This window comes from Streptomyces katrae, assembly GCF_000966975.1.
GTDB lineage: Bacteria > Actinomycetota > Actinomycetes > Streptomycetales > Streptomycetaceae > Streptomyces > Streptomyces katrae.
Genome location: NZ_JZWV01000119.1, coordinates 1 through 23,733, shown reverse-complemented (window position 1 = coordinate 23,733; position 23,733 = coordinate 1). Strand labels below are relative to the sequence as shown.

Sequence of the window (23,733 nt, the reverse complement as noted above, 5' to 3'; positions counted from 1 at the left end):
CTGTTGTCCCAAGAGTGGCGGCCGGTGAGCGACCGAAGGGAGCGGGGACGCCCAGATCGACCGCAGGGAGATCAACAGCTCAAGCTCATTGCTGTGGGGGTCCCTTCGGTCCCCCTGGCCCTCCCCGCTCCCTTCGGTCGCTCACCGGAGGGCCACTATCAGGTCGGTCAGACTGATCCAAGCCGTCAAGGCCAGAGCAGGGAGCGCCGGAACCAGCTCCACCACGGGTGTAAGAGCAAATCGACACGGCAGCCCGCTGACCTGCGGAAACGCCCGAAGCTATATATCTCACCGAGATTCCGCTATCTCTGTGAGGTATAAAACCGGCCCGGACAGTCCCCCTGGTAGCGGTATAGGTAACCAAAGGCAGCGAATAGGCTGTGGTGTAGGCAAGGCCGCGGTACGGCGCGGATGGGCCACTGCCCCTTCCCCCTCCTTCGCGGGAGACCTTGTGCCGCGCCGCAGTCAAGAGAAGATCAACTCCATCGAAGCCTTCGACGATCTGTCGGGCGAGATGAGGAACTTCAAGATCCATTCGACCAGTGAACCGGATTACGCATACGGTTTCGCCGGCCGGAAGTACTCGATGATCTCCCACGAGATGTTCTACGTGGTACGCCGGAACCGCAGGTCCGTTGCCGACTACGATCTCTTGTCCTTGTTGATCGAGCTTCAGGACCGAACAGCTCCCGGGCGGATCCTCTTCAAGAACCAAACGGAACTGGCCAACGAACTCGGCGTCGCCCAGTCCAAGGTCTCGGTGTCCATGAAGGTTCTCCGTGAACTGCACGTCATCTATCCGCTCAACCGCTCGGCCGTGATGCTGAATCCTCAGTTTGTCTACTGTGGGACGGGCAGGAATCACGGGGCAGCAATCAAGGCCATCCCTGACGGACACCACTATCGCCGCCAACCCGAATCGACTGACCGTAAGGCCGCGTGAGAGAGGGACCATGAGCCGCTACACCAAATACTCCGTGGACTACCTCAACTCGGTGAACCGGGGTCGCGTGCGCTACGACCTGACGGCCAACGCCTACCGCCTTCTTTTCCTGCTCACCAGCACCCAGACCCCCGGCGCCCCCGGTGTCGCGCTCACGGGCTCCCAAGAGGCCATCGCCGAGGTTCTGGGGTGCTCCCAGCCGACGGTCTCAAAGTGCCTCAAGCAGCTTCGCGAGGCGGGCGTCATCAAGCCTCTCGACGGGGGCCGGTGGCAGATCCACGCCGACTACATGCTCGGCGGATACCGGGCGGGCGAGAAGGTCGTGGCGATGCCCATCGCGGCCTGAGGACGCCGGGCGCTACGACCGCCGCCGGGGAATCCCACTCAACTGGGCGCCGTGCCCGAGCATCGGCGTAACCCTGCCGACGACCCAGCCGGCCCCGATCGCGGTCGACAGCCCGAGGATCCAGTGAACGAGTTCGAGGCGCCGCAATCCGAGATCCCGGACCTTCCCGCCGCCGTCGAGGACCCTTACGTGCGCGAGGAGACGCCCGTGACGATGGCTCCGGGTCCTCGGTGTGGTGGACGCCGGCCAGATCGCCACGTACTCGTGAAGGTGGACTCCAGGGCGCCACAGCGGCGCGTGCGGGATCAGCACCCGTCCCTCGGCGTCGGTCTCCAGCTTCGGCTCCTCGGGGTCTCCTGCGGCCAGCAGCAGGGCCTCCGCGCGTACCGGGTCGACTGCCGGACGGGAGCCGGCCGGGATGCTCGATGTGGTCACGCGCGTTCCTCCTGCCGCGCCGAGACCAGCAGCCCCGGCCGTGATCTTGTTTCTGATCAACCCATACAGGAATCACCCACTTTTCTGTTAATGCGCAGATTCACCCTGTTGGGGCGTTATCCCCGTAACTCGTGATGGAGAGGCTGCTTAGGTGACCGACGCCGAGTTCCTCAACCATCCACGAAGGAGCACGCCATGAGCACACCGACCGACGACCTCGGCCCCCTCGGGTCCACGATCTCCACGGCCCTCGGCAGCCCAAGGGCCGTCGACGTCAGTGTCAGCCTGGATGACGACTCGGACACCGGGCGCATCACGCTCGTCGCCTCCTACGAGGGGAAGGAACCGGTACGACTGACCCTCGACCCACACCGCGCCGGGTGCGTCGCTCACTTGCTGATGAGAGCCCAGGCCACGTGTGAGGAGCACACGCGCGACTACTGGGAGATGCAGGGCGCGAAGACGCCGAGGAACGCGTGGCGCGCCTGAGGTCACGCCGGCAGCACCGATGAGGGCGCCGGACCAGGACTGACCACGACCAGGAGGACGGGACCGAGGTGTTCGAGCACCGGGCCGTAGACCGCGGCGGCTTCATCGAGATCCGGGCCGCCCGTCCCGAGCGGCGGAAGTGGCGGTGGTGGGAGGTCTTCGAGGACCGCCACACCCGCCGGCTCGACCGCGACGACGATCTGGACGACGGCGAGGACGAGTACCCGCGATGAGCGACACCACGGCCCTGTACACCTTCCTGAACGCCCTGCTGGGGGTCAGGGTGTCCGGCGGCTGCACCCAGTGCGCGGCCACGATGGTCTGCACGTCGAAGGGGTACGGCCACTACTTCATCCAGACCACGCACCAAGAGGGCTGTCCCGTGTACGCCTCGGAGTCCTCGCCGCCGTACTACTACTGAGCGCCTGCGCCGTCAGCCGAAGCGACTTCCGGCGCGGCCTCCAGTACGCGTGATCAAAACAGCGCCAACTTCTCACCGGCCGCCGCTGGCGCGGTGTCCACCCACAGCGGCAGCAGCAGATCCGACCCCGCCGGAATGAGCCGCCCGGAAGCGATGCAGCTGATCGGCGGCAGGCCGTGGCGGCGGTTCTGGGGCCCCGGCGGATCGTGACGGGCCAGGTGGCGCGTGTCGGGGCTGACGGCCACGGAGCGGCGACAGGCAGGGCAGGTGATGCGGGGCCATGCGGGCATGACGAAGTCTCCTTCGCTGAAGGTGTGTTGAGGAGGCGCGTTCCCGAGAGCCGGGGGCGTGTTTGGAGAGTAGGAGCGCCGGCTGAGCGTGGCGAGCGGCGGCTGAAAGCGCACCGGAACACGAAAGAACAGCAGGTCACACCAGCGGAACTCAACGGAACAGACGAACCGGGTCGAGATAGGTCGAGAACGACCGAGAAGGATTCAGGTCGCGGAAGGCGAACTTGGCCGGATCGCGTCAGATGCCCGCGCCGGGCTCAGGGGGAACGCGTTTTCGGGCACGACGAACATCCCTTCTGGCGGGAGAGGTGGAGGGATTCGCCCCGGAGGTCGGGGTGTGCATGGAGCGTATGGCCGGCCGGTGGGCGTGGCGAGTGCCGACTGCGGAAACCGGAAACGGCGACGTTGTTGCAGGTGAAAGGCTACGCAAGGTCCCGCAAGAGGACATGAGTGCTAACTACGGCTAACTATGACTAACTTCCGCGAGGTCATTTGGGTCCAGGTTGGCCGGATCGCATCGGTGCTCGTCGCCGGGCCCCCCGGAGGGGATGCAAGGCATGGCCAAATCCCTCCCGCGAGGTCGTGTTCGTCTTCGGGATCCGGTCCGGTCAGGGCCGGTATGGAGAGAGTGGGGCCTGGGCTCCCACGACGGCAAGCAAGGCGCGTCGAAACCCGCCATGACCTGCACGTACTCAGACTGCGTGAGGCTGTAGGCAGAGTGCTCCGAGAGTGGTCTCAGAGTGTCGGCAGAGTGGTGTCGGAGTGCTGCGGAGGGGTCCGAGCAGGTTGGCCGGTTCCGCTCGTCTGATGGGAGTCTGGCACGCCAGCCCGGTATCGCGAAGCGGCCGAGGACGCTCTCGGCCAGCGGCCCAAACCGGTGTTCATCGGGCTTCCGCGGGGTTCGGAGGGTGTTGGGGCGGATCCACGTCGATTCGCTGCTCTGGGGATGCGCGAGGGACGGCCGAATGTCGCCGCCCCGGCTGACCGTCCTCGGTGTGCAGCCCCGCCGGGGGCGTACACGCATCCGCGGATCCGACAGCCGGCCACTGCTCCGGCGCCCTGACAGGCCGCACCCTCGGTGCGAAGGAACGCCCCCACGGCGGGGGCGTTTTTCATCCCCGGCCGCAGGCGTTGGGTGTCACGACCCACCCCCGTACTCCACCAGGAGCTGCAAGGTCGTACCCACCGTGCAGCGAAGTGGAATCATGTTCTCCGACCAATGCGTAAAGTCGACGTCCAGGTGATTGAGGTACCCATACCAGCGTGCGGTACCCGTCGTATTACCCACCTGTGCATACCAATCCGTCGTGAACACCACATACACCGGCCGGATCGTCATCACGCCCCGGTACCGCGAATTCGCATCCGGCGGCCCCGACGTCCCCCCACCCGGATTCAGAATGTCCTTCAGCGGATCGAAGATGTCCCCGAACAGGCCGCCGCTGTCGGAACCCCCCGAACCCGACGTCGACACCTCCACCCGGTCCTCGTTGATCCCCACCAAGTCGTACAAGGCGTGGACGTCGGCCCACACGCCCTTCCGGGACTGCTCACCGACCACACTCGGATCCGCCACCTCGTACGTCCGGTCGAACACCAGATCAAAGGACAGCGTTCCGCCCGACTTCCCCACATACCTGGTCACGTCGTAATCGCTGATCACATCCGCGGGCAACAGACCGTTGTTGACGTCCACGCTGTGTTTGACCGCGACATTCAACGGGTTCCACAGGAAGTCAACCCGGGCGTTACGCCGCCGCTGCGCTGTTTCACCCGAACCGATCGAGTAGTCCGCCGAGACGATGTAACCCCGTGGAGGCTCCCTCCGCACCATCGGCGTCGAACGAATGCGCCTGTCGAACGCGGGGTTCACCGTCGGTTCAAAACTGGGAGCCGGCGGCGGAGAACCCGGCTCCCACTTGATGATCCCGGCCATCAGATCACCTCTCTGGCATCAGGGTTCTTGGTGACGCCCATGTACTGCCGCCGCAGCAGCTCGACGAACTCCAGCCCCCCATCCACCTCGCCGCGCTTCAGCGCCGCCGCCAGCCACCCCAGCAGCGCCCACGCCGCCTCGTGGAGGACCCGCTCGTACGGCACCTCCCCCTCGAACCGCTCCATCACCGGCGCCACTGCCTCACCGAGCGCGAAGTGCGGCGGCCTGTTCTCCGTGAGCACCGCTTCCAGCGCCGACAGGGAGGCGAGCCGGGTGGGCACGAACCAGTCCTCGGGTGTCTCCATCACGCCGCCGTCGACGCGGTGCTGGTCCGGGTGCGGACCTCCGGAGCGAACGGGCTGGTCTTCGTCTCCTCGATCCCCTCGACCGTCGCCGTCCGCTTCGCGCGCACCTTGAGCACGTACGGGGTGTCCTGGGGCGGGTTGTTGACCGAGTACGTGATGACCGCGTTCGGGTCGGACGGCTGCGGGACCGTCGCCGCGAGCGTGTCGCCGCGCATGAGCCCCGGCCGGCTCGGGTCCATGGTGGCCGTGCCCGAGGTCTGGGTGTTGGCGTACAGCTCGTAGGCGGTGGCCAGCCTGGACGGCTTCCAGGACACCACCAGGGCCGGCGCGGGGGCCTTGTAGTCCGGCATCGAGACCAGGCGGAAGTCGTTCGGCGGGTCGGGGTCCACGAGGGAGTCCACGAGGCCCGGCGGGTCGTGCGGTGTTGTGTCCACGGTCAGGATCTCGGAGCGGGGCCCGGCCTGCCGGTCAGCGTTGAACGCGGCCACCTGGATCCGGTAGACCGTGTTCGGCTTGACGCGCACCCAGGGGCCGAGCGATCCGGGAGCCGCGCCGGGACCGTGGAAGCTGTCGAAGTACGTCCCCAGCTCCGGACCGTTCAGGATCAGCGAAGGCTCCGTGGGCATGTCGCCCGTCGCGCCCTCGGCGACGTAGATGAAGTGGCCGGCGACGCCCGCGCTGTCGAGTCCGTCGCTGCCGCGGTTGATCGGGTCCGCGTCAGGGATCGGGGTGAGCGGCGGCATCTTCGAGTGCGCGGGGATCTCGCCGACCTCGGAGCGCCAGGCGATCTGAATCGAGCGGGTTGTGACCTGGCCGCCGGCGATGGGCCCAGGGTGCTCCCGGTCGGCGGACTGGTACCACTGCGGCGCCGGAGGGAGCGGCCCGGCGCCGTACGCGGGGCTCCAGGTGGCACGGTCGGCCAGAACCTCGGCGGGCGTCGCGGGGGGCCACTCCGTGCGCCCTGCGGTGTCGTCCCGCGCGGCGGTCAGATCGCTGGCGGTGGTGAGGTTGGTCTTCTTGTCCGCGATCGGCATTCGGGTCTCCGGGAAATGCGGTGGGATATATACCCAATTCTGGCATTCCAGAAAAATAGGTGCGATCTTGTGCGGACGTCACGGAAAGGCCCCCCTTCGAGATCTCGGGCGATGTGACCTAAGGCACATCGGGCCCAGGGGGCTATCTTCCTGCTACTGCGCGTAATCGGAAAACGGAATTCCATCCTCCGGCGATCGACCAGGTGGCCGCGCCCCCGAGGCACTCCCCAGGCCCCGCAGCGAGGTGGAACCCTAGCTCACGCCCCTATGGACTGCTATGGAAACTCACCGGTCAACCACCCTGCGTGGCCTATGAGTTCAGACTGGGACCGTGATTCGATTCCCATGTCGCAGATGCGGTCTTCCCTACTCGCGGCGCCCCGTCCGGACGGGCGCCTGCCCGTCGCTTTCTGTGACAAGGGGAGGAGGCCACGGTCATGGACCGAGGCTTGAGCAACGGAGAAGGGCCGTCCAACTGGGACGCCCTGCGGCGGGTCTGCACGGATTGGGGTCACGTCGCCGGGTTTGCGTACTACGCGCTGGCCCTCTTCGAGAAGGCGGTGAAGGTGGCCAGCTCCGCAGCAGACATGTGGAGCTGACCGTTCGCCCTCACGGGGCGCAAGGGCTGGGCGGCGTTCGCGCACCGCCTGGCCCTGCTCCGGCTCGCACCCACCGGAGCCTCGCCGGCCACCGCCCGGCCTGCGCAGCGTGGCACAGAGAACGAACGGATAGGGCGGACACGTCCACGTCATCACCGGCCTGTCCCCGACCCCGGTCACCGCCGCAGCCCGGGGCGAAGTGCGGGTTCCCCCGACACTGCTGGAGCAGCTTCCAACTCGCCTGCGGGGCCATGACCGAGTTCACGGTCTGAGCGCCGGGCTACTCCCAGACCGCGGCCACCTCGTCGACCCGCTTGAGGTACTCCTTCGCCGCAGCCGGCTGGACGGCGGCGACGCGGTAGAAGTACGCCTCATGCGTTTCCCGGCGCTCCAGAACGCCCGCGAAGTAGAGCCTGCGTACGTGGCGCTGGATGGTGGATTCTGAGCCCGCCTCGCGGCACAGCGCGTGCATGTCGCGGACCGTCCACCACGCGGGCCCTCGCTTCCGGGCGGCGTGCAGTACAGCGACGCGAACCGAGGTGATGCGTTCTGCCACAACTTTCTCCAGGTACACCGAAGTGAGCCGGAGGCACACCCTGGACGCATGGACCGCCAATGGTCCGTGCAGCCGGTGAAGCGCGTGAGGTGTGCGTCAGGGCGAGGATGAGTGTGGCGGACCAGGGCGCGGCCCGTCATCGGCCGTACGGGTGAGAGCGCCGGCGCCGCGGGCATGAAGAAGCGCCGCCCGGCCTCCGGAGAGGTAGCACCCGGTACGCGGCGCTGGTGAGAGCCGAGATCAATCGGTTTCTCGTCCAAGAACTTAGCACACCGCCTGATAGCCTTCTCGGAGGCCACTGCCTTTCTGGCCGGCCACTACCTCCCGCGAATAGGGGCTTCTGCGTGCGAGGGGGCAGGCGGGGGCGAATTCGGGCAATTCGGTTTAATGGTGGGGGTATCCCCTCAATTCCCCACGCAATGCGCCTAATTGGGCAACCAGGACATCGCCTTTCGCGCAATTGAATTCTCATATTCTGGCGTGATATTCCTCGCCTTTCTTTTTCTCCCCGAACCCCCTATGCTGGCCCCTTTTCGATAGACTGGACCCCTGCCCAAAAGGGCCCGCCCGTTAGCACCGGGCATACGCCGAGATCAATTCGTAGGGGTTTTTCAAGAATGGCCACGGACACAAGGGCACCATATGCCCTGACCCCGGCGCAGCGTGCCATTGTGCAACGCGCCGCGTGGGGATTGCTGCGTGTCTCGTACGAGACGTGGGCGCCGGATGTCGTGCACCACTACAGCCGTGAAGTGGACGTGCGGCTTACCGGTATCAAGGGTGAGCGGCGCGGCGGAGTCCGTAGGGATTCCGTGGAAAGACTGATTCGAGAGGGAATTCTGGAGCGTGCCCCCCGGGCGAGCGTGGTCCGGGTGACTGCGGCCGGACGCGCAGCCCTTGAGGGTCGTCCCGCTCCGGAACCCGTTCTCGCGCCCGCTCCGGAAGAACCCCATGTCGAGCCGGTCGTGGCCCCTGCCGTGCCGGAGAAGACTGCTGCGCAGCGGAACGGTCTGCCGGAACCGGTCGAGTCCAAGTACGAACCGCGCCGGACGCCGTACGAGTCGACGGACACGCGCGAGGCTTTCACGTCCGAAGATGGCGGGTTGTCGTACTCCCTTTTCCGTCTGCCGGACGACTGCACGTCTCCGGAAATGATGGCTAAGCACGAGAAGACGCGCACGGAAATGGCCAAGAACGTGGCCAAGCGCGACAAGGGCAAGCCCGAATGGAAGTCGTTCGGAAAGGGTCAGCTCAAGCTCAAGCCGCGTAAGGCGCCCAAGACCGACAAGACTCCGGCGGACGTCGTCAAGGCATGGGCCGGAGAGGTCATTCACGACGTCGCGTGTAACCACTGCGGCGAATTCGACTGCACATGCGTCCGCGACACGGTGTCCGTGATCCTCGCCGACATGGGCGGCCCGGTTGTCGACGCGGACGCCGTTGCGCAGGGCCGTGAGCGTCTCTCCGGCCCGACCGAAACCGTGCGCCACGAGTGCGCCGCTCAGATCGCTTTGGGGGAAGACGTGCAGGAGCAGCCGGAGCACGAGACCACGGTGACCGAGGTGGAAGGGCACTTCATCCCCTCATGCTCGTGCGGCTGGCTCATGGACATCGGCTCTTTCCGGCGCGAGGAAGACGCTCGTGGCCGTGCAGGCAACCACCGCCGCCAGCCGGAGTTCGACGTGGACCGGCCGGAACTCCGTCCGTGGACCTACGAAATCGACGGGACCGAGTTCACCGCGAAGTGGGAGCGGCACCAGTACGTCATCCGCTGGTACGGCCACGCCCTCCAGGTGGGCAAGACGGCCGGTGAGGCGTTCCGCCGCCTCGAAACGGGCCTGCGGGACAACCCCGAGCCGTACGCGGCGGAGATGGCCCAGTACGGCCCCAAGAAGTCGAAGAAGCAGCAGGGGGAGAACACGGTGGGGCGGGGCAGCATGGCGCCGAAGAAGACGACGGCGGTCAAGGTCGGCGACATCGTGTTCAGCGACAGGAAGACGTTCCCGTGCGTCGCCGAACTGCTGGGGCACCGGTACGTCGTGCGCAAGCTCGCCGGTCTGTTCTCCGCCCAGCACGAGCACGCGGACGGGGCGCGGCTGATCTTCGAGGGCGAGGACAAGAACAACCGGTGCCGGACCGGTGGGGACATGTTCCCGAACCTGCCCGCGCTCAAGCGTGCGATCCTCGCGGACGCGGTGGCTCGCGGCCCGGTCGACGGCGAGCAGCAGGAGCAGCCGGAGCCGTCTGGGCTTGCCAAGCGAGCTGCGGAGCGCGGCACCGTGGGGGGCGGCCACGTCAGCTTTCCCACGAAGGGGGAGGCCGACCAGACGATCTATGTCCGGGACTCCTCGGTCATGCCGCTGCTGCGCCAAGAGCAGCCGAAGCCGGTGACCCACGCCGACCTGATGGCGGTCGACGGCGAGGAGCTGGTGACCCTTCTGGAGTCCCTGACGGAGGAGCAGCGGGAGACGCTGGCCGCGCCGTGGCCGGTGCGGTGGCTGTACCCGGCGGAGAAGCCCCGGGGGCTGAACCTGTGCTCGGGGTGCGGCGGTGGCTGCAAGGGGAAGCGGCTGGTGTCCGACACGGACATGATCTGTGTCGACCTGTCCGGGGACGCGGTGGCGACCTCGCAGGCTGCGGGCTGCACCGTGCTGCGGGCGGACGTGAAGACGCTGAACCCCGAACACCCCGCGCTGCGGTGGACCGTAGACGCCATGTTCACGATGCCGTGCCCGGACTTCACGATCGCGGGCACGGGTGCCGGTCGCGCCGCAGAGAACCTGGACATCCTGATCGAGGCCATCAACCAGGTCGGCTTCATGTACGGCAACTACGAGAAGGACGGGACGGAGTACTGCACCCACGAGGAGGACGGCGAGGAGTGCACCTGGGAGGAGGGGTGCTTCTCCTCGTACGGTTCGCGGACCGATCACACGGTGGCGGACATGTGGGCGCTCGTCGAGGGCATGACGGCGAAAACGGCGGGGCTGATGCTGGCCCCGGTGATCTGGGTTCTCGGCCTGCGGTACATCGGTGCCCCGCTCACCCGGATCGTCATCGAGCAGGCCGCCGCCCTCCCCGAGCAGGTCAAGGAGGACATCTGGCTTGAGCTGGTGACGGCCGGGTGCGAGATGGCCGAGTGGGACACCGTGGACGCTGCGGACTACGGTTCCCCGAGCAACCGCAGGCGTTCGGTCCTGGCCGCGCACTGGTACCGGCGTCCGGGCCTGCCGGTGGCGCCGGAGATCACCACGCTGGCCCATGAGGCGATCGGCTGGGAGCCGGACGCGGAGATCAACACGCGCGGGGACCGGAAGACCAGCGGGGGCAACGTCTTCCGCATGGACGGGCGCACCAGCCGCCACCCCGAGCCGAAGCCGATCAACGGCATCACCTCGAAGATCAGGGGCTGGTACAACGCGGCCACCGGACGCCGGTTCACGATCGAGGAAGTGTGCCTCCTGGTCGGGCTGCCCGCCGACTTCCCGGTGACGGGGTCGCGGTCCTCGCAGTGCCAGCAGCTCGGAGACATCTTCTCCCCGCTCGTCTCCCTCGCGGTCTGGGGACAGCTCCTCGGAGTGCCGTGGCGGGAGATGCTCCGCCGCTACCTGGCCGAGCTGTACCCGGCGGTGCACGGTGCCGACACGGAAGAAATTCCGGTCGAGGACTCGCCGGCTGGAGGCGCCCAGGATTCTGCGCACGCCGACACGGAGGAATCCGCCCCCGAGTGGTCGTACGAGACCGAGCGTGCTCCGCGTGAGGGATGCGGTTCCTTCCCCAACCCCTGCAACCACGCTTGGCCGTGCGGACGGGACGCCGTGGCATGGAGCAGGGCGCAGGCCCGGGAGCGGATGGAGCAGGCGGCGGCCACCCCGGGCGCCCAGCTCACCGAGGGCGAGAGCGTCACGTACGCGGGTGCCAGCGATGACGGGTACGGGCACAACTTCGAGCGGATGGCGTACGACTGGGAGATCACCGAGGGCCGGTTCCGTACGACGAGCAACGACCTCGGGGACAAGCACCGCCACCACGGGGAGAGCCCCAAGGGTGACAACGGCTGGACCACCTCCGTGCGCTGCCTGCACGAGACGTGCAAGGGCAAGGTCATCAAGTCGGTGATCTGCGATGCCGAAGCGGTCCTGGCCATGCGCGCCCACGGGCGCAAGAAGCACCCGGCGCCGGTGGCGGCCGAGCCGTCCCTGACGGAGCGGCTGCGGGCGGAGATCGCGGCCCAGCCTCCCTACGAGGGGCCGACCATGGCGGAGCTGTTGGAGAAGCACGTGGGGCCCGACTGGAAGCCGATCGAGGCCACCGCCGACCCCGAGTTCGTCGACGTCGAGACGGAACCTCAGGCGGCCGTTCAGGGCCCGCTCACCCGGGAGCAGCGGCGGGCGGCGTGGCGGCTCGCTGCGGGTGAGTCCGCCCCCGCGTCCGTGGAGGAGAAGCGGGTGGCGGTGCTGCCGTCGGCCGGGCGGGGCTTCTGGGAGATCGGGGAACGGGTTCTTCACGAGGGCCGCGCCGGGCGCGTCGTCAGCGCGAAGATCGGCAAGACCATCGTGCTCATGGACGGTGCGGAGCCGGGGCACCTTGAGCACCTGGAGCCGCGAGAGCTGGTGGCGGAGCAGTACGTGGTGTGCGGGGCGCTCGTGCAGCTCTCGGCACCCCGCCGGGCCGTCGCCCTGGAGGAGCCGCAGGCGCCCATGTGCGAGGCGCTGGAGACGTACGTGGTGCCGGAGGTTCCCGCCCTGGTGATCTGCGGTGAGCCGGTTGCCCTGGTGGTGCCGAAGCGAGTCGTTGACCCGCGCATCGCGTGGATGGACTACGAGCGTCCGGCGCCCGTTGATCCCCGCCTGGCCTGGGTGGACTACGAGCGGCCCGAGCCGGAGCCGGTGGATGTCTACACAGAGCTGCGCGCCGAGTTGGAGGAGCTGCGCGTGGACGTCGAGGAGTGGGGCGCGGAGGTCGCCGCCCTGGCCGTCGCCGAGGCGGAGCGCATCGTGGCCGAGGTCGCGGCCGTCATGAGGGCGGCGGAGGTTCTGGCCCTGCGCGAGGAAGCGCGGGAGCTGCGGGAGAGCCTGGGCTGGGGGCCCGTGGTCTGGGAGCCGGTGCCACGGCGGCGGCGGAGCGGTTGGGGGTTGGCCGCGTCGGTCGCGGGAGCCCTGGCCGGGGTCGGGGCGACGCTGGGGCAGGTGGTGCCGCCCCGGGGCTGAGTGGGCGGGGGGCCGGGCGGTTGGTACCGCCGCCCGGTCCTGGCCCTGAAGGTGGGAGCGGCAGGGGCGAATGGTGAGGCGCTCGCTCCCTTTGGCGGATACGCGTACGGAGGTCAGCCGTTGACCGCTCCCACCACCACGACATCACGGCCGGATCGAAATCCGGTAGCCGCGCCGGCGGGGACGCAGCCGCACGACACTGCGTTCGGCGCGGTTCGCGTGCGTGGGGTGTGAGAGAGCGGCCGGCGAACCCGCGGTCGGGACGTTCTTGGAGCCGCAGCCGGCCCGTTGGGTGCGAAAACAAAAACTCGAGGTTTTGTTTCAGATTGAACTACTCGGCTCCGGCCGGCGGATCGAGTGTGAAGTCCAAAAGGTGTGTTCAGGAAAATCCATCACGAAGTTGTGTGAGTCGGGCTCCCGGCCGTCCAAGATCCGGAAAGGGGCTGCCGAGATCAACTGACGCTCACTAAGGTATGGCTCAGTCCTGGTAACCGTGCTTACCGGGATCGACAAAGGGGACAAATGAACGAGCTTGAGACTATCGACGCGGAGCTACTCCCCGTCGCTCAGGGTGACCTCCAGGGGGAAGCTCGGAATCCGGGCCTTACGGTCCACACCGCCGCAGATTATGAACTGAGTCAGGAAACGCTCGAAGCGCTCAAGGCGGCGATCCCGCCTGAAACCTACCGGAAATACGACTTCTGGCTTCGGCGGGCGGCCGGCTGGTGCGCGGGGCGCCGATCCGTGGTGCCGATGACCACCGAGACGCTCACCGAGTGGATCCGGGTCACCATCGACACCCCGAGCGAGAAGACCGGCGAACCGTACGGAGCCTCCGCCCTCGGACAGGCGGTCGCCGCGATCCTCGCCGCACACACCTGGAGCCGGATCCCGGTCGAGCAGCACCCCGACCCCCGGCCCGCCCGGCTTCTGATCAAGGCCCACAAGAAGCGCCAGGGAGACCCTGACGGGCCTTCGGGACCGCCTGATCGTCATCTGGTCCATCTGGGCCATGACCCGCCGCTCCGAGTTCTCGGATCGCGTACTGCCTGACGCCGTGGTGGTGCCGCGCAAGGGGGTGCGGCTCTACTTCGCCAGCAGCAAGACCGACCAGGGCGCCGAGGGCGAATGGGTCGTCATGCCCCGCCGGGACGACGTTCTTGACCCCGTCACCGCCTACACCGAATACCGCGACGCCCTCGCCGCGGCCGGCATCACCACCGGCAAGATCCTGCGCCGCATCGACCGCTGGGGGAACATCGGCGACGAGCTGAGCGCCGAGTCCGTCAACGACATCATCCAGGCCCTCGCCGACGCGGCCGGCGTCCTGTACGACGACAACGGCGTCAAGCTCACCGCGCATGGCCTGAGGGCCAGCGGTGCCACCATCGCCGACGAGAACGGTGCCTCGGGCGCGGCCATCCGCAAGCAGGGCCGATGGTCGCCGAACTCGAAGGTGGCCGACGGCTATATCCGCCCCCGCGACGAGTGGGAGGGCAACGCGATGGCCAGCGTCCCCAGCATCCCCGCCCAGCGCACCGACACCGACTGAGGAGATACGCAGAGCCCCCGTTGTTTTTTCGGCGGGGGCTTCGTGCTACCCGATCCGGAAACGCTCACCTTCTCGTACGGCCACCAGCTCCAGGCGGTAGCCCAGCGCCGCGAGGTAGGCGGCCAGAGTCCCGGTACCGAGCTTCCCGAGTTCCTGGCGCTCGATTCTTTCCGCCCAGCCCTTCCCGTGGCCGGCACGCTCGTCCGCTTCGGCCTGCGTCAGTCGGAGACGTTTCCGTAGTTCCCGCAGCGGGATGCCCTGGGTGGGAAGTTCCTGCACACTTTCCGTTTCCGTACGTTCCTGTTCTCGGCCCTCGCCGATTTTCAAAAATTCCGCGGGGTCGGTAAGCCCCTCGTCGTCATCGGTACCTTCCTCGCCCTGGATGCCGCCGCCGAGACTCTGCCAGAAATCCGCCACGCTTCAGCCCTCCGGTGCTGGCGCCGGATTCCGGCGCGTATACCGGATTACGGTACAGGCACCGGATTGTGATTTAGCTGGAAGAAAATCACCAGCAGTCAAGAGAGCTGCGCTGTGAAGAGTGCCACTGCCCGCCGGCTTCTGATTTTTCGCGCCCGCCCGCCCTAGCTCTAGCGGGGAATAGCGCGGTGCTGGGGCTCTAGAGGGGAATAGGGCGGTGCTGGGGCTCAGCGGGGAATAGAGCGGTGCTGGGGATAGGGCGGTGGCTCCAGCAGGGAAGGGGCAATGGCTGGGTAGGGACCGCGGCGCGTGTAGGCGTACTCATACTGCTATCGGTCCTTCGGACCTCTTCTTCCGCGCCGGAAATCGCACCTGTAAGGGTGCAGGCGCTGGGCTCCGGCAGGGAAGGGGAAGGGAAGAGGGCTCCGGCATGGCGGGAACGCGGTGCTGACTGTGCCTGTATCCATAGAGCAGTCGGCCTTCGGCCTCTTTATCGGCCCCCGAAAATTCACCTCTAAGGGTGCGTGATGAGGTGCGCCGGTTCGGCGAGAAGCTGTCCCCTCGCCTGGTTCCTATTCTGGTGAACATGAGCAGAAGAAGAATCGTACGGATCGAGCGGGCCATCGCCGGTGTCGACGGCTACAGAAAGCGCGCGAAGGTGTTCTCCCCCTATGACGCGCTGGGGGCGATCTGCGCAACGGTCCCCGAGTACGACCGGCGCTGGGATCCGGAGCGGAAGGCGTGGGAAGTGCACGACGAGCACGTGCAGCCGTTGAAGGACGTGTTCGAGGCGGAGGGCTACGAGGTGCGTGTGACGGGGAGCAACCTCTACCGCGGCTCCGTGAAGTAGTGAGCAGTCCTTCGGACCTTGCCGCCGAATTTCTACCGGAGCCCACCAAACCCTTGGCCGTCGCCCTTTACGAAGCGGGCCAATTCGGCCTCGATCCCGACGGCCTCCGCTTCCACTGCTTCCCGCCTTGGGGCGACGCGGGCTGCTTCGCCAGTGCCAGCAGGTTCTTCACGATGGTGCGCGTCTCGACAGTAGTGAAAGACGATGGGCGAGCCGCGAGGAGTTCACCCAGCGTAATCCAGGCCGCCGCTGCCGAAATCTGGTCCAGCTCTGCGACGGCGCAGTCCACGTGCCACCATCTGCCGCGCACCTTGCTGATGGCCTGCCCTGCGCTGGGGACCTTGTGGCAGCCGCCGCAGGGGGTACCCGAACCGTCGGCGTCCTTGGGCCCGCTGGAATAGATCCAGTCCAGGTGGATGACGGCCTTCTCCTTGAAGCCTCTGCCGGTGCCGGGTGTTGCACGCTTCTCGGTCACGGTGGTGCTGTTCTCCTTGGATTCGCGCAAGAGCCTGGTTGGGCGGCTCGGCAGGGATGCTTCCCCGGGCCGGGGAACATGTCAGGACTCCCAGCTCTCCGGCCCTGGCCCCTCCCACTTGAACAAGCTGGTGTCGTTGAGGTCCACGTCCTCCCAGCCGGGCAGCTCCACCCGTCGCAGGAACTCGCGGAGATCGCGTTCACTCTTCGCCAGGCCGAGGATCGTGCCGTCGATGTGCACACGCCGGCCGCCCTCCTCGTCGGGGCGGTGGATGACTACGCGGGGGTCCATGGCTCCAGCGTGCCCGCGGTGATGCTGGTGTGCGTATAGGAAGTGGCAGACGGGTGAAGCTTATTTCCCCCGAAAAATTCGGCCCTATAGTTGTTGTCGGGTTCCTGCGAACCTTGGCCCTCGGAGGAGACAACTCCGGGGGCTTTCGCTTATCAGCCGTGCCGCTGGTGGCCCTCTTCGTATGCGTCGCCGGCGCCGGACCGGAACTCGGCGGGGGCCATCGCCACGGAGAGCTTCGCCCGGCCGGATCGGTAATAGAGGGAGTCGGTTCCGTCGGCCTGGCGAAGGGCGCTCTCAATAGATCTGTCGTGATCCATTACCATGCGCCGGGTGTGGTTGTTCGTCATCTTCCCGCCGCCCTCGTTGTAGACGCTCGTCGAGTACGATCCGGTGGGCCTCGCCCCATCGTGCCCCTGCACAGCGGGGTGGATTACGGATTCGCTGGTGAAGACGCCAGGGCGGGCGCCCTCCTCCTCGGTGAGCTGACGGTAGTCCATGGTGATCGGATTGACCTGGACTCCGCCATCCACGCGGTGCACGGACTTCTGCGCCTGGCGCTTGGCGTCTTCCAGCGGTACGCGTGCGCGGCTCTCTCGGTATTCCACAACGACCTCCAGGGGTTGCCTTCTCCCCCCATTTTCCCGCGCGACTACCGCTTTGCATTAATGGCGTCGCACGATAGTGGGGTGCGAGTGGGGTCCTTTCTGAACTGGAGAAACACAATGAACGACTTCTGGTCCCGTAAGGTGAGTGAGCTGACCGAGCAGCAGCACCGGGCCGAGGAAGAGGCCATGGCCGCGCAACTTACGTATCGGAACCCGAACCTTCCGGCAGGGTCGCAGGAGTGCATCGACATCCGGCGCGCTCAGGTCGAGCGGAATCACGCAATGGACGTCGTGCTGGGGATCGGTCAGGGAGCCGCTGACCGGCTGCGGCGCGAAGCCCACCTCCGGGTCCTCCAGCGCTATGGCGTAACCGTGGACGATCTGAAGGGGCGGCCCGCCGCGGCCTGGGACGTCATCTGATGACTCCTGAGCAGATTTCCGCGATCACGGGAAGGACGCCGCCGGCTAAGTGGGCGCCGTCGTACGTGAGACGGACCTTCGACCCTCCGCCCTCGAACGCGGCCTACCGGGCGCTGCCGGGGGTGGCGACCTACCCGACGCCGCCGCCGGGCTGCTACTGGGCGTCCGAGGTGTGCTGGTGGGCAATCCGGCCTGGCCCGGTCGTCCTCCGGGTGAGGCGCATCGGGCACGAGCACAACAGCCACCACTTCATCCGGGCCGCGATCGTCGATCTGTGCCTGGGTGAGGACGAACCGATCCTGGAGGAGGTGGGCCTGCCCTCGGTGAGCCTCAGCCGGGACGTCGAGCACATGACGGAGTGGACGGCAGTGGAGATCAGCCGCAACGGCCGGCGCAGGCCCTGGCGGGCGGCAGAGATCGAGGACGGGCCGTTCGCTGCTCTGGCCGGCTGCCTTGAGTGGGAGGCCGCAGATGCGGACGAGTGAACACCCCACTGGCCGTTCTCCCCGCACCCCACTGGAGCGGGCCCGTGACCTGGAGCGGAGGAGCCGGCGAGTTACCCGTTCGGTTCCTTCTGACGTGGGTGGCCGTCCGTCCCCCACTGCATTTCGACCCACCCCACTGGGACACGTTCCCGACCCCACTGGAACCAGTGGGGCCTCGAAGGAGGCTGAATCGTGAGACTGCCCAGGTTCCTGCGCCGACCGGAGCCCTCCGTGGACATGACCACGCCGGAGGCGCGTGCCACGTACGCCGAGCTGCTGCGGCGCGAGGAGGCGGTGAAGGAGTTGCCGCGGGTGGTCGACTTCTCCCGGCCGCAGATCCCGACCGGGCCGCCGCCACGCTGGTTCGAGACCCCGGGGCCGGCCGCCTTCCACGTGGTGCGCAAGGCATCCTCGCCGCCCCCGGCGTGGTCCGGTAGCCTGCCGGACATCGTGGACTGACCCGTGGGACGCCGCCGAAAGCGCCGTGAGGCTCCGGTGGAGCTCCCGGGGCGGCACGAGTCGACGCGGGTACCGGAGGCCGGGAGGAGCCCGCGGCGCGAGTACTGCGAGGCGGTGCTGGCCGAGGAACCGCCGGTGACGCCCAGGGAGCCGTACACCCCTCAGCCGCCAGCGTGGATGGACGCGCCGGTGGTGGTGTTCGACATGTCCGGGACGCCGGTTGAGTGGGTCGACGAGTGGCCGCTGCGGGATTACGAGCACCGGCTGGGCCAGGCGCTCTACGAGCTGCGTCTGGAGGACATGCGCGACCAGCTTCGGGCCGAGGGGGACGCGGAGCAGTCGCCGGGGAACGAGTGGGCGCGGAAGCAGGAACGCCAGCGGGAGAAGCTGATCGCCTCTCGGATGCAGGAGGCCATCAACCACCGGGCGGCCCTGCTCTCGGTCGCCGAGAGACAGGAGCGGGGTCTGACGGCGCCGTGGAACCGCAAGCCGCCGGTGTCCCTGGAGAAGGAGCTGCCCGAGGCCGAGTGCTATTACGCGGATTGGTGGTGGGAGCGTCGGTGACCGCCCCATAAGACGGCGCCCCCTGTCCCATCCGTGCGGGAGAGGGGGCGCTCTGCTGTGCGCGGTCAGGCGCTCGGAGGCTCGAACATCGTCTTCACGGCGGACGGCCCGGTGAAGTCGCGGGCGAGGGCGTCCATCAGTACCTCGTCGCACACGTTGCCCAGCCAGTAGCCGGCCTCGCGCAGCACCCCGGCCCGCTGGAACCCGGCGCGCTCGTACGCCTTGATGCCGCCCGCGTTGGGGGCCAGCACCTTCAGCCAGACCATGCGCAGGTTGGCGACGTGGAACCCGTAGTCGAGGGTGAGGCGGGTGGCTTCGGTCCCGATTCCCCGGCCGCGGGCGTCCTTGCTGAGCATGATGACGAACTCCGCGGTGCGCACGGCGTCGTCGGGGAGCAGGGTGGTGACACCGACGGGGACGGGCTCGGCGCCGGTCAGGTCGTAGACGGTGAAGCGGATGTTCGAGCCCCGGAGCTGGTGGGTCATGCCTTCGATGCGGGCTTCGAGGGACTCGGGTGTCTGGCGGCCGTAGCCGACAATGAGCGTCGGGTCCTGCTCCCACTGCCAATAGGTTTCGACCAGGTCGGCGCGGTAGGGGCCGAGGCCGCACGTCTTGGTCGTCAGCCACAGAGTTGGCTCAGGGTGCGTCATCGGGTTACCTGCCCCAGGTGGCGGCGTACCGGGTCGGCGAGGGCGGCGTAGAAGGGGGTCCGGTCAGCGGCCTGGAGTACCTGGGCGCAGACGGTGAGTTCGGCGACGCGGACGGCGGGGTCGTCGAGGATGTGCGCGAGGGCCTGGCGGACGCGGGTTGCGGTGTCCGGGGCCTGGAGGGCATAGAGATACAAGAGGGCGGCGTCGAAGCCGTAGGGGGCCGTCCCCCATCCTTCCCAGTCCAGGATCAGCAGTTCGGGGCCGGCGAGGTTTGCCCAGTGGAAGTCACCGTGCGCGGTGGACCACTGGATCTCGCCGACGGTGTGGCCGGTGTACTGCGGGACGGCCCGGCGGATGTACTCCTCGCGTACGGCCTCGCGGAAGGTGGCGGCGGTGGCCAGGGCGTCTAGGGCGAGCGGCAGTTCCTTCCACCAGCTCTCGGGGAGGTCCACGTCGTCCGCCAGGACGGGGCTGCGGGAGACGGTGGCGAGGGGGGTGTGCTCGTACAGCTCGGCGCGGTAGCCGAAACCGTCGGCGGCCCAGTCGTGGACGCGGTGGAGAGCGGGGCGGGGTACTGCGGCGGGGAGGGCCTTGTGGGCGCTCTGGGGGCCCTCCCAGAGCTTGCCGGTCGCGCGGTCCTCGGTGGCGCTGACCAGCCGGAGCCAGCCGTCCCCGCCGTCGGGGCCGGTGACGCGGCCGGAGAGGGTGCGGCCTTCGTAGCCCCAGACCGGATCCGTGGCGCGGTCCTGGACGCCGAGCGCGGTGCAGGCGGTGGTCCTGGCCGTCCGCATCCTTCCCGCGGTGGGTTCGTCAGGTTCCGAGAACATCGAGCACCTTCCGCAGGGTCGAGGGCGGCAGCGGATCCAGAGCGAGGGTCTGCTGGGCGGCGTCCCAGTGTGCCGGGTTACTCGTGCCGAGGAGAACCCGTGTCACCCCTGGGGTGGACGCCACGATGCGGAGCGCTGCCTGGGTAGGGGTGAGGCCGGGCTCGATCACCTCGGCGAGTTCGGCCGTGACCATACCGGGGAGCTGTCCGCCGTGAAGGGGCGAGGAGGCGAAGACGTCCAATCCGGCGGCTCGGGCCTGGACGAGGGGGCCGCGGCCGTCGAGGGCGAGACTGATCGGCCGCGCCATCACGAGGGACACCGGGAGCTGCACGGCGTGGAGGTGGTGGTGTCCTCCGGCGGCTTCCCGGGCGAGAGCGAGGAGTTCGGTCACGCTGAACTCGGCGGTGTCCAGTCCGGACCACGTGGCGACTCCGTACCCACCGATCCGCCCGGTGTGGGCGAAGTCCTCCAGCACGATGAACGCCTCGCGCAGCCGCTGGTGGAGTTCCTTGCGGTCGAGGCGGGCGTGCTCGGGGTTGTGGACGAACACGAGGTCGGCGCGGCCGAGGAGGTCGAGGGAGCGGCTGGTCTGCCAGCGGAGGAATTCGGGGGTGAGGCTGTGGCCGGCGGCGGCCTGGTGCCAGGTGAGGATGCCTTCCGCTACGGCCGCGGTGGCTTCGTCCTTCCCGAAGAACCCGGTCTTCGTCGACACCTTCACCTGCGGGTGCTGGGTGAGGACGGCGGCGAGCTGGGTGTGGGCACGGCCGGCGCGGTAGTTGGGGGCGGTGTCGATCCAGTGGGCCCCCCGGGCGACGGCGTGGGCTGCCGCCCGGGGGATGTCCCGGCAGTGGTAGGTGCCGAGGGCGAGTTCGGTGGTCACCGGCTGATCACCGTGGCGACGTCGGCGGACACCAGCTCGGCCACGAGGGATGCGACCTGTTCGACGGTGAGCCCGGCGTCCTCGGCGAGGAAGCCCAGGGTGGGGCTCTCCCCGGCAACCAGCGGGGCGAGGACGGGGACGGCGGCCGGTGCGAAGGTCCACTGTTGACCGCCGGCCATGAGCACCACCTGGCCCTCGGCGTTCGTCGTGGTCCGGGCCCGCGCGGTGGTCAGCCGCACCCTCAGGTCGGGCTCGGCGGGGACGGCGTCCAGGTACGGCAGGAACGGGGTCGGGCGGCCGGGCTCGGTCGCGTCGCGGTGGTCGAGGTACTCGGTGATCACGCCGTCGTGCAGGGCCTCGCTGATCTCCTTGCGGAGGGTTTCGAGGTAGGCAGCGTGGTCGGCGACGGTGCCGAAGGCGGGCAGGTGCGCCCGGACGGTCTCGGAGCCCCGCAGGCGCTCGGAGAGCCAGCCGATCAGGTCGGCGCCGGTCGTGGTCTGGAGCCCGCAGGTCAGGTGCAGGGAGCGGCCTTCGGTGGCGGCCACGGCGTGCCACCAGCCGCGCGGGAGGTAGAGCATGTCCCCGGCGCGCAGCATGATCTCCGCCAGCGGCTCGCCCTCGGGCGGCTGGGGTGCTTCCAGGTCGCGGTACAGCGGGTTGATCCGGGTGGGCCCGTAGATGCGCCAGCGCTTGGCGCCTTCGAGCTGGACCACCACCACGTCGTGGTCGTCCCAGTGGGTGCCGAAGCCTTCCCGGCCGGTCCACGAGGCGTACATGTTGACCTGGATGTGCGAGCGGAACACGGATTCCAGGTCGCGGGCCAGGGCTTCGACGGGCGCGTGCAGCTCGTCCACGGCGTCCAGGACGAGCGAGGCGCCGTCCTTGAGCTGCTGGTGCAGCCGGGAGGGCTGGATGCGCTGCCACACGGTGCTGCGGCGGGTGGTGACGGGGGTGGCATAGGTCTGCCAGGGGATCTGCTCGCCGTCGCGGTGCAGGCGCAGTCGCGGGGGCTCCAGCCGGCCTCGGGCCACGATCTCGTTGACGTCGTCCCAGGACAGCAGGCCGGAGAAGTCGGCGACGTTGTTCCATACGCGGTGCTGGCGGCCGAAAGCCCCGGCGGGGAAGTCCCCGCCGAGGCACTCGACCACCTCAGTGAAGGTGGTCACGGGTTCGGCTCCGTTCAGTCGTTGGAGTCGGAGACGCCGGTCGAGCCGCCGTCGGACTCCTGCTGCGCGCGGGTGCGGGCGGCGGCGATGGACTGGCGGGCGACGAGCAGGCCGTCACCGCTGGGCGTGGGAGCGTTCTCGTTCATCACGTACTCCTCTTCTTCACTGGGTTCTCCCCGCCGGTGGTCCGGCAGGAAGCTGTGCCCGCCCCGGGCCGTAGGAGTGCGGGGCGGGAAGTCTGTGGGGTTCAGCCCCGTTCGAGGCTGGAGGGGTCCTTCACGATCCACTCCTTGCCGCCGCCGGGGGGCCGGGCGAAGATCGCGTTGGTGATGGTGATCCGGGTGGCGGGGTCGACCCACTCGCCGATGAACTGGACGATCCCGTTCTTGCGCTCCAGCGGATCCCTGATCGCGGTCCCCTCGGTGACCCAGCCGGGCACCGCTTGGCGCTGCCGTTCACGGCCGGGGCGGGACACCGTCACCCCGTTCCATGTCGGCGCGGCGCATGAACTTCTCCCAGCCGCCGGCCGCTCGCAGCCGGAGGGCTCGGCTCGGTGCCCCGGGGCTCGGATCCTGTATCGCGAGGGTCCGTCCGCTGGCTCCGGGCTTCCGGGGCGGCAGGGAGGGGGTGCTCATGGCCTTGCTCCTCTCCGACGGGGGACGCAGCGGACCACAGGGCGGCGCGAGGATGAACCCTGCGGCCCGCTGCTGGGGGAGCACTGCCGGAGCCGGTGGATTGCTCCGGGGTGCGATGAACAGTCAACGCGGCCGGACTCGTTCGGACTATGTCTGACGGAGGGTCTGCAAAGTCTGTGCATGGATCGGCACACTCTGTGCATGGGCGATTCGCTGGGGGATGTGCTGCGGCAGGCTCGGAACGCGAAGAGGCTGTCGCAGGAGAAGGTGGGCAAGGCCGTCGGATACTCCGGTTCATGGCTGTCGCGGGTCGAAACCGGGAAGATCCAGCCGGACGAGGACACGCTGGCTGCTTTGTGTGGTGTCCTGGGTCTGACCGCTGCTGATGTCGGACTCGAAGGGGTTGACGTGCACCGCCGAAAAGTGCTCACGCTCGGGCTGGGGGTCGGCATCGCTGCCGCGCTGCCCGGCACCGCCTCCGCCTCAGCCGTCGACCCGAAGGAGCTGGTGGAACGTTCCTTGTTCCACCTTCCCGAGGCGCGGCCGGCATCGCGTGACGCTCTCTTCTCCGCGCTCGTCGAAGCCCGGAGGGTCTTCCAGGCGGCGGAATACAGCAAGTTGGGCCGCACGCTGCCGTCGCTGATCTCCGGATCGCTCGCTTCACAGGCCCACGACATCGCGGCCCGCGCGTACGTGCTTCTCGCCCAGCTCGCGATCAAGAACTATCAGGGCATGGCGTGGGTGGCGGCCGAGCGGGCGCGGGCACAGGCGGAGCTGACGGGTAACCCGGTGGTGATGGGTGAGGCGGCGCACTCCATGGGCGTCTCCCTGCGCCGCAGCGGTGAGTATCAGGCGGCGATCGACCATCTTCAGGAAGCCGCCGGGCGGTTGGG

The 23,733-nt window shown here is 68.2% G+C and carries 31 protein-coding genes; 15 read left to right on the top strand and 16 right to left on the bottom strand.

The window, feature by feature from the left end:
* The first annotated feature begins 451 nt into the window (after window positions 1–451).
* A complete protein-coding gene (locus VR44_RS06605; protein WP_045946432.1) occupies window positions 452–943 on the top strand; it encodes a helix-turn-helix domain-containing protein in 492 nt (163 codons plus the stop codon).
* A 10-nt stretch (window positions 944–953) separates the two neighbouring features.
* Entirely contained in the window at window positions 954–1,289 is a 336-nt protein-coding gene (locus VR44_RS06600; RefSeq protein ID WP_045946431.1) for a helix-turn-helix domain-containing protein, read from the top strand.
* 12 nt (window positions 1,290–1,301) lie between these two features.
* Here the strand turns inward: VR44_RS06600 and VR44_RS06595 are convergent, their stop codons facing one another.
* Window positions 1,302–1,724, bottom strand: coding sequence for a hypothetical protein (locus VR44_RS06595; protein ID WP_045946430.1), 423 nt, complete (start codon window positions 1,722–1,724; stop codon window positions 1,302–1,304).
* Between the two features lie 195 nt (window positions 1,725–1,919).
* Between VR44_RS06595 and VR44_RS06590 the strand changes: the two genes are divergently transcribed.
* The 3 genes from VR44_RS06590 (at window position 1,920) to VR44_RS06585 (ending at window position 2,634) form a co-directional block, all read left to right on the top strand.
* Window positions 1,920–2,213 (top strand): hypothetical protein, encoded by a 294-nt coding sequence (locus VR44_RS06590; protein ID WP_045946429.1) that lies wholly within the window; start codon window positions 1,920–1,922, stop codon window positions 2,211–2,213.
* 68 nt (window positions 2,214–2,281) lie between these two features.
* Window positions 2,282–2,446, top strand: a complete 165-nt coding sequence (locus VR44_RS44845) for a hypothetical protein (RefSeq protein ID WP_157880240.1) — start codon at window positions 2,282–2,284, stop codon at window positions 2,444–2,446.
* Window positions 2,443–2,634, top strand: a complete 192-nt coding sequence (locus tag VR44_RS06585; protein WP_045946428.1) for a hypothetical protein — start codon at window positions 2,443–2,445, stop codon at window positions 2,632–2,634. Before VR44_RS44845 ends, VR44_RS06585 begins: the two co-directional genes overlap by 4 nt.
* Window positions 2,635–2,687: 53 nt before the next feature.
* Here VR44_RS06585 and VR44_RS06580 read toward each other — a convergent pair whose 3' ends face one another.
* From VR44_RS06580 to VR44_RS40955, 4 genes are all read right to left on the bottom strand, one after another.
* A complete protein-coding gene (locus VR44_RS06580; RefSeq protein ID WP_045946427.1) occupies window positions 2,688–2,924 on the bottom strand; it encodes a hypothetical protein in 237 nt (78 codons plus the stop codon).
* A 1,138-nt stretch (window positions 2,925–4,062) separates the two neighbouring features.
* Complete coding sequence (locus VR44_RS06575; protein ID WP_157880239.1) at window positions 4,063–4,860, bottom strand: hypothetical protein; 798 nt, start codon at window positions 4,858–4,860, stop codon at window positions 4,063–4,065.
* Window positions 4,860–5,165 carry a hypothetical protein gene (locus VR44_RS06570; protein WP_157880238.1) on the bottom strand — a complete coding sequence of 102 codons (306 nt, stop codon included), beginning with the start codon at window positions 5,163–5,165 and terminating at the stop codon, window positions 4,860–4,862. The genes VR44_RS06575 and VR44_RS06570 overlap by 1 nt, the downstream gene beginning before the upstream one ends.
* Entirely contained in the window at window positions 5,165–6,199 is a 1,035-nt protein-coding gene (locus VR44_RS40955; protein WP_052713488.1) for a hypothetical protein, read from the bottom strand. Before VR44_RS40955 ends, VR44_RS06570 begins: the two co-directional genes overlap by 1 nt.
* 437 nt (window positions 6,200–6,636) lie before the next feature.
* Between VR44_RS40955 and VR44_RS44840 the strand changes: the two genes are divergently transcribed.
* Window positions 6,637–6,798 carry a hypothetical protein gene (locus tag VR44_RS44840; protein ID WP_157880237.1) on the top strand — a complete coding sequence of 54 codons (162 nt, stop codon included), beginning with the start codon at window positions 6,637–6,639 and terminating at the stop codon, window positions 6,796–6,798.
* Window positions 6,799–7,078: 280 nt separating this feature from the next.
* Here VR44_RS44840 and VR44_RS06555 read toward each other — a convergent pair whose 3' ends face one another.
* Window positions 7,079–7,270: a helix-turn-helix domain-containing protein gene (locus VR44_RS06555; RefSeq protein ID WP_157880236.1), complete on the bottom strand. Its 192-nt coding sequence runs from the start codon at window positions 7,268–7,270 to the stop codon at window positions 7,079–7,081.
* Between the two features lie 1,235 nt (window positions 7,271–8,505).
* On the opposite strand from VR44_RS06555, the gene VR44_RS06550 reads away from it, so the two are divergent.
* The 3 genes from VR44_RS06550 to VR44_RS06540 all read left to right on the top strand — a co-directional run bounded on the left by VR44_RS06550 (window position 8,506) and on the right by VR44_RS06540 (window position 14,116).
* A complete protein-coding gene (locus tag VR44_RS06550) occupies window positions 8,506–12,564 on the top strand; it encodes a DNA cytosine methyltransferase (RefSeq protein ID WP_157880235.1) in 4,059 nt (1,352 codons plus the stop codon).
* A gap of 522 nt (window positions 12,565–13,086) precedes the next feature.
* On the top strand, window positions 13,087–13,617 hold the full coding sequence (locus tag VR44_RS06545) for a hypothetical protein (RefSeq protein ID WP_045946420.1): 531 nt from the start codon (window positions 13,087–13,089) through the stop codon (window positions 13,615–13,617).
* Entirely contained in the window at window positions 13,577–14,116 is a 540-nt protein-coding gene (locus VR44_RS06540) for a site-specific integrase (RefSeq protein WP_045946419.1), read from the top strand. Before VR44_RS06545 ends, VR44_RS06540 begins: the two co-directional genes overlap by 41 nt.
* A gap of 45 nt (window positions 14,117–14,161) precedes the next feature.
* Here the strand turns inward: VR44_RS06540 and VR44_RS06535 are convergent, their stop codons facing one another.
* A complete protein-coding gene (locus VR44_RS06535) occupies window positions 14,162–14,533 on the bottom strand; it encodes a helix-turn-helix domain-containing protein (protein WP_052713487.1) in 372 nt (123 codons plus the stop codon).
* Window positions 14,534–15,119: 586 nt separating this feature from the next.
* Here VR44_RS06535 and VR44_RS06530 point away from each other — a divergent pair.
* Window positions 15,120–15,383 carry a hypothetical protein gene (locus VR44_RS06530; RefSeq protein WP_157880234.1) on the top strand — a complete coding sequence of 88 codons (264 nt, stop codon included), beginning with the start codon at window positions 15,120–15,122 and terminating at the stop codon, window positions 15,381–15,383.
* Between the two features lie 67 nt (window positions 15,384–15,450).
* Here VR44_RS06530 and VR44_RS44835 read toward each other — a convergent pair whose 3' ends face one another.
* From VR44_RS44835 to VR44_RS06515, 3 genes are all read right to left on the bottom strand, one after another.
* Entirely contained in the window at window positions 15,451–15,858 is a 408-nt protein-coding gene (locus VR44_RS44835) for a hypothetical protein (RefSeq protein ID WP_157880233.1), read from the bottom strand.
* 81 nt (window positions 15,859–15,939) lie between these two features.
* Window positions 15,940–16,149 carry a hypothetical protein gene (locus tag VR44_RS06520; protein ID WP_045946416.1) on the bottom strand — a complete coding sequence of 70 codons (210 nt, stop codon included), beginning with the start codon at window positions 16,147–16,149 and terminating at the stop codon, window positions 15,940–15,942.
* Window positions 16,150–16,301: 152 nt separating this feature from the next.
* Window positions 16,302–16,754 carry a hypothetical protein gene (locus VR44_RS06515; protein ID WP_045946415.1) on the bottom strand — a complete coding sequence of 151 codons (453 nt, stop codon included), beginning with the start codon at window positions 16,752–16,754 and terminating at the stop codon, window positions 16,302–16,304.
* Between the two features lie 117 nt (window positions 16,755–16,871).
* Here VR44_RS06515 and VR44_RS06510 point away from each other — a divergent pair, with 117 nt between their 5' ends.
* From VR44_RS06510 to VR44_RS06495, 4 genes are all read left to right on the top strand, one after another.
* Complete coding sequence (locus VR44_RS06510) at window positions 16,872–17,174, top strand: hypothetical protein (protein WP_045946414.1); 303 nt, start codon at window positions 16,872–16,874, stop codon at window positions 17,172–17,174.
* Window positions 17,175–17,386: 212 nt separating this feature from the next.
* Window positions 17,387–17,659 (top strand): hypothetical protein, encoded by a 273-nt coding sequence (locus tag VR44_RS06505; RefSeq protein WP_169790981.1) that lies wholly within the window; start codon window positions 17,387–17,389, stop codon window positions 17,657–17,659.
* Between the two features lie 192 nt (window positions 17,660–17,851).
* Window positions 17,852–18,118: a hypothetical protein gene (locus VR44_RS06500; RefSeq protein WP_157880231.1), complete on the top strand. Its 267-nt coding sequence runs from the start codon at window positions 17,852–17,854 to the stop codon at window positions 18,116–18,118.
* A 3-nt stretch (window positions 18,119–18,121) separates the two neighbouring features.
* The gene (locus VR44_RS06495; RefSeq protein ID WP_157880230.1) at window positions 18,122–18,682 is read left to right on the top strand and encodes a hypothetical protein; all 561 of its coding nucleotides are present in this window, start codon (window positions 18,122–18,124) and stop codon (window positions 18,680–18,682) included.
* A 65-nt stretch (window positions 18,683–18,747) separates the two neighbouring features.
* On the opposite strand, the gene VR44_RS06490 is transcribed toward VR44_RS06495, so the two are convergent.
* The 6 genes from VR44_RS06490 to VR44_RS06470 form a co-directional block, all read right to left on the bottom strand.
* Complete coding sequence (locus tag VR44_RS06490; protein ID WP_045946410.1) at window positions 18,748–19,332, bottom strand: GNAT family N-acetyltransferase; 585 nt, start codon at window positions 19,330–19,332, stop codon at window positions 18,748–18,750.
* Window positions 19,329–20,123: a hypothetical protein gene (locus VR44_RS06485; RefSeq protein WP_211275029.1), complete on the bottom strand. Its 795-nt coding sequence runs from the start codon at window positions 20,121–20,123 to the stop codon at window positions 19,329–19,331. Before VR44_RS06485 ends, VR44_RS06490 begins: the two co-directional genes overlap by 4 nt.
* Before the next feature lie 19 nt (window positions 20,124–20,142).
* Window positions 20,143–21,039, bottom strand: coding sequence for an aldo/keto reductase (locus VR44_RS06480; protein WP_045946408.1), 897 nt, complete (start codon window positions 21,037–21,039; stop codon window positions 20,143–20,145).
* Window positions 21,036–22,205 (bottom strand): cupin domain-containing protein, encoded by a 1,170-nt coding sequence (locus VR44_RS06475; RefSeq protein ID WP_045946407.1) that lies wholly within the window; start codon window positions 22,203–22,205, stop codon window positions 21,036–21,038. The genes VR44_RS06480 and VR44_RS06475 overlap by 4 nt, the downstream gene beginning before the upstream one ends.
* A gap of 14 nt (window positions 22,206–22,219) precedes the next feature.
* On the bottom strand, window positions 22,220–22,351 hold the full coding sequence (locus VR44_RS48330) for a hypothetical protein (protein WP_281187119.1): 132 nt from the start codon (window positions 22,349–22,351) through the stop codon (window positions 22,220–22,222).
* 101 nt (window positions 22,352–22,452) lie between these two features.
* A complete protein-coding gene (locus VR44_RS06470) occupies window positions 22,453–22,686 on the bottom strand; it encodes a hypothetical protein (RefSeq protein WP_245691618.1) in 234 nt (77 codons plus the stop codon).
* 355 nt (window positions 22,687–23,041) lie between these two features.
* Here VR44_RS06470 and VR44_RS45890 point away from each other — a divergent pair.
* On the top strand, window positions 23,042–23,733 hold a 692-nt coding region (locus VR44_RS45890), incomplete at its 3' end, for a helix-turn-helix domain-containing protein (protein WP_169790980.1).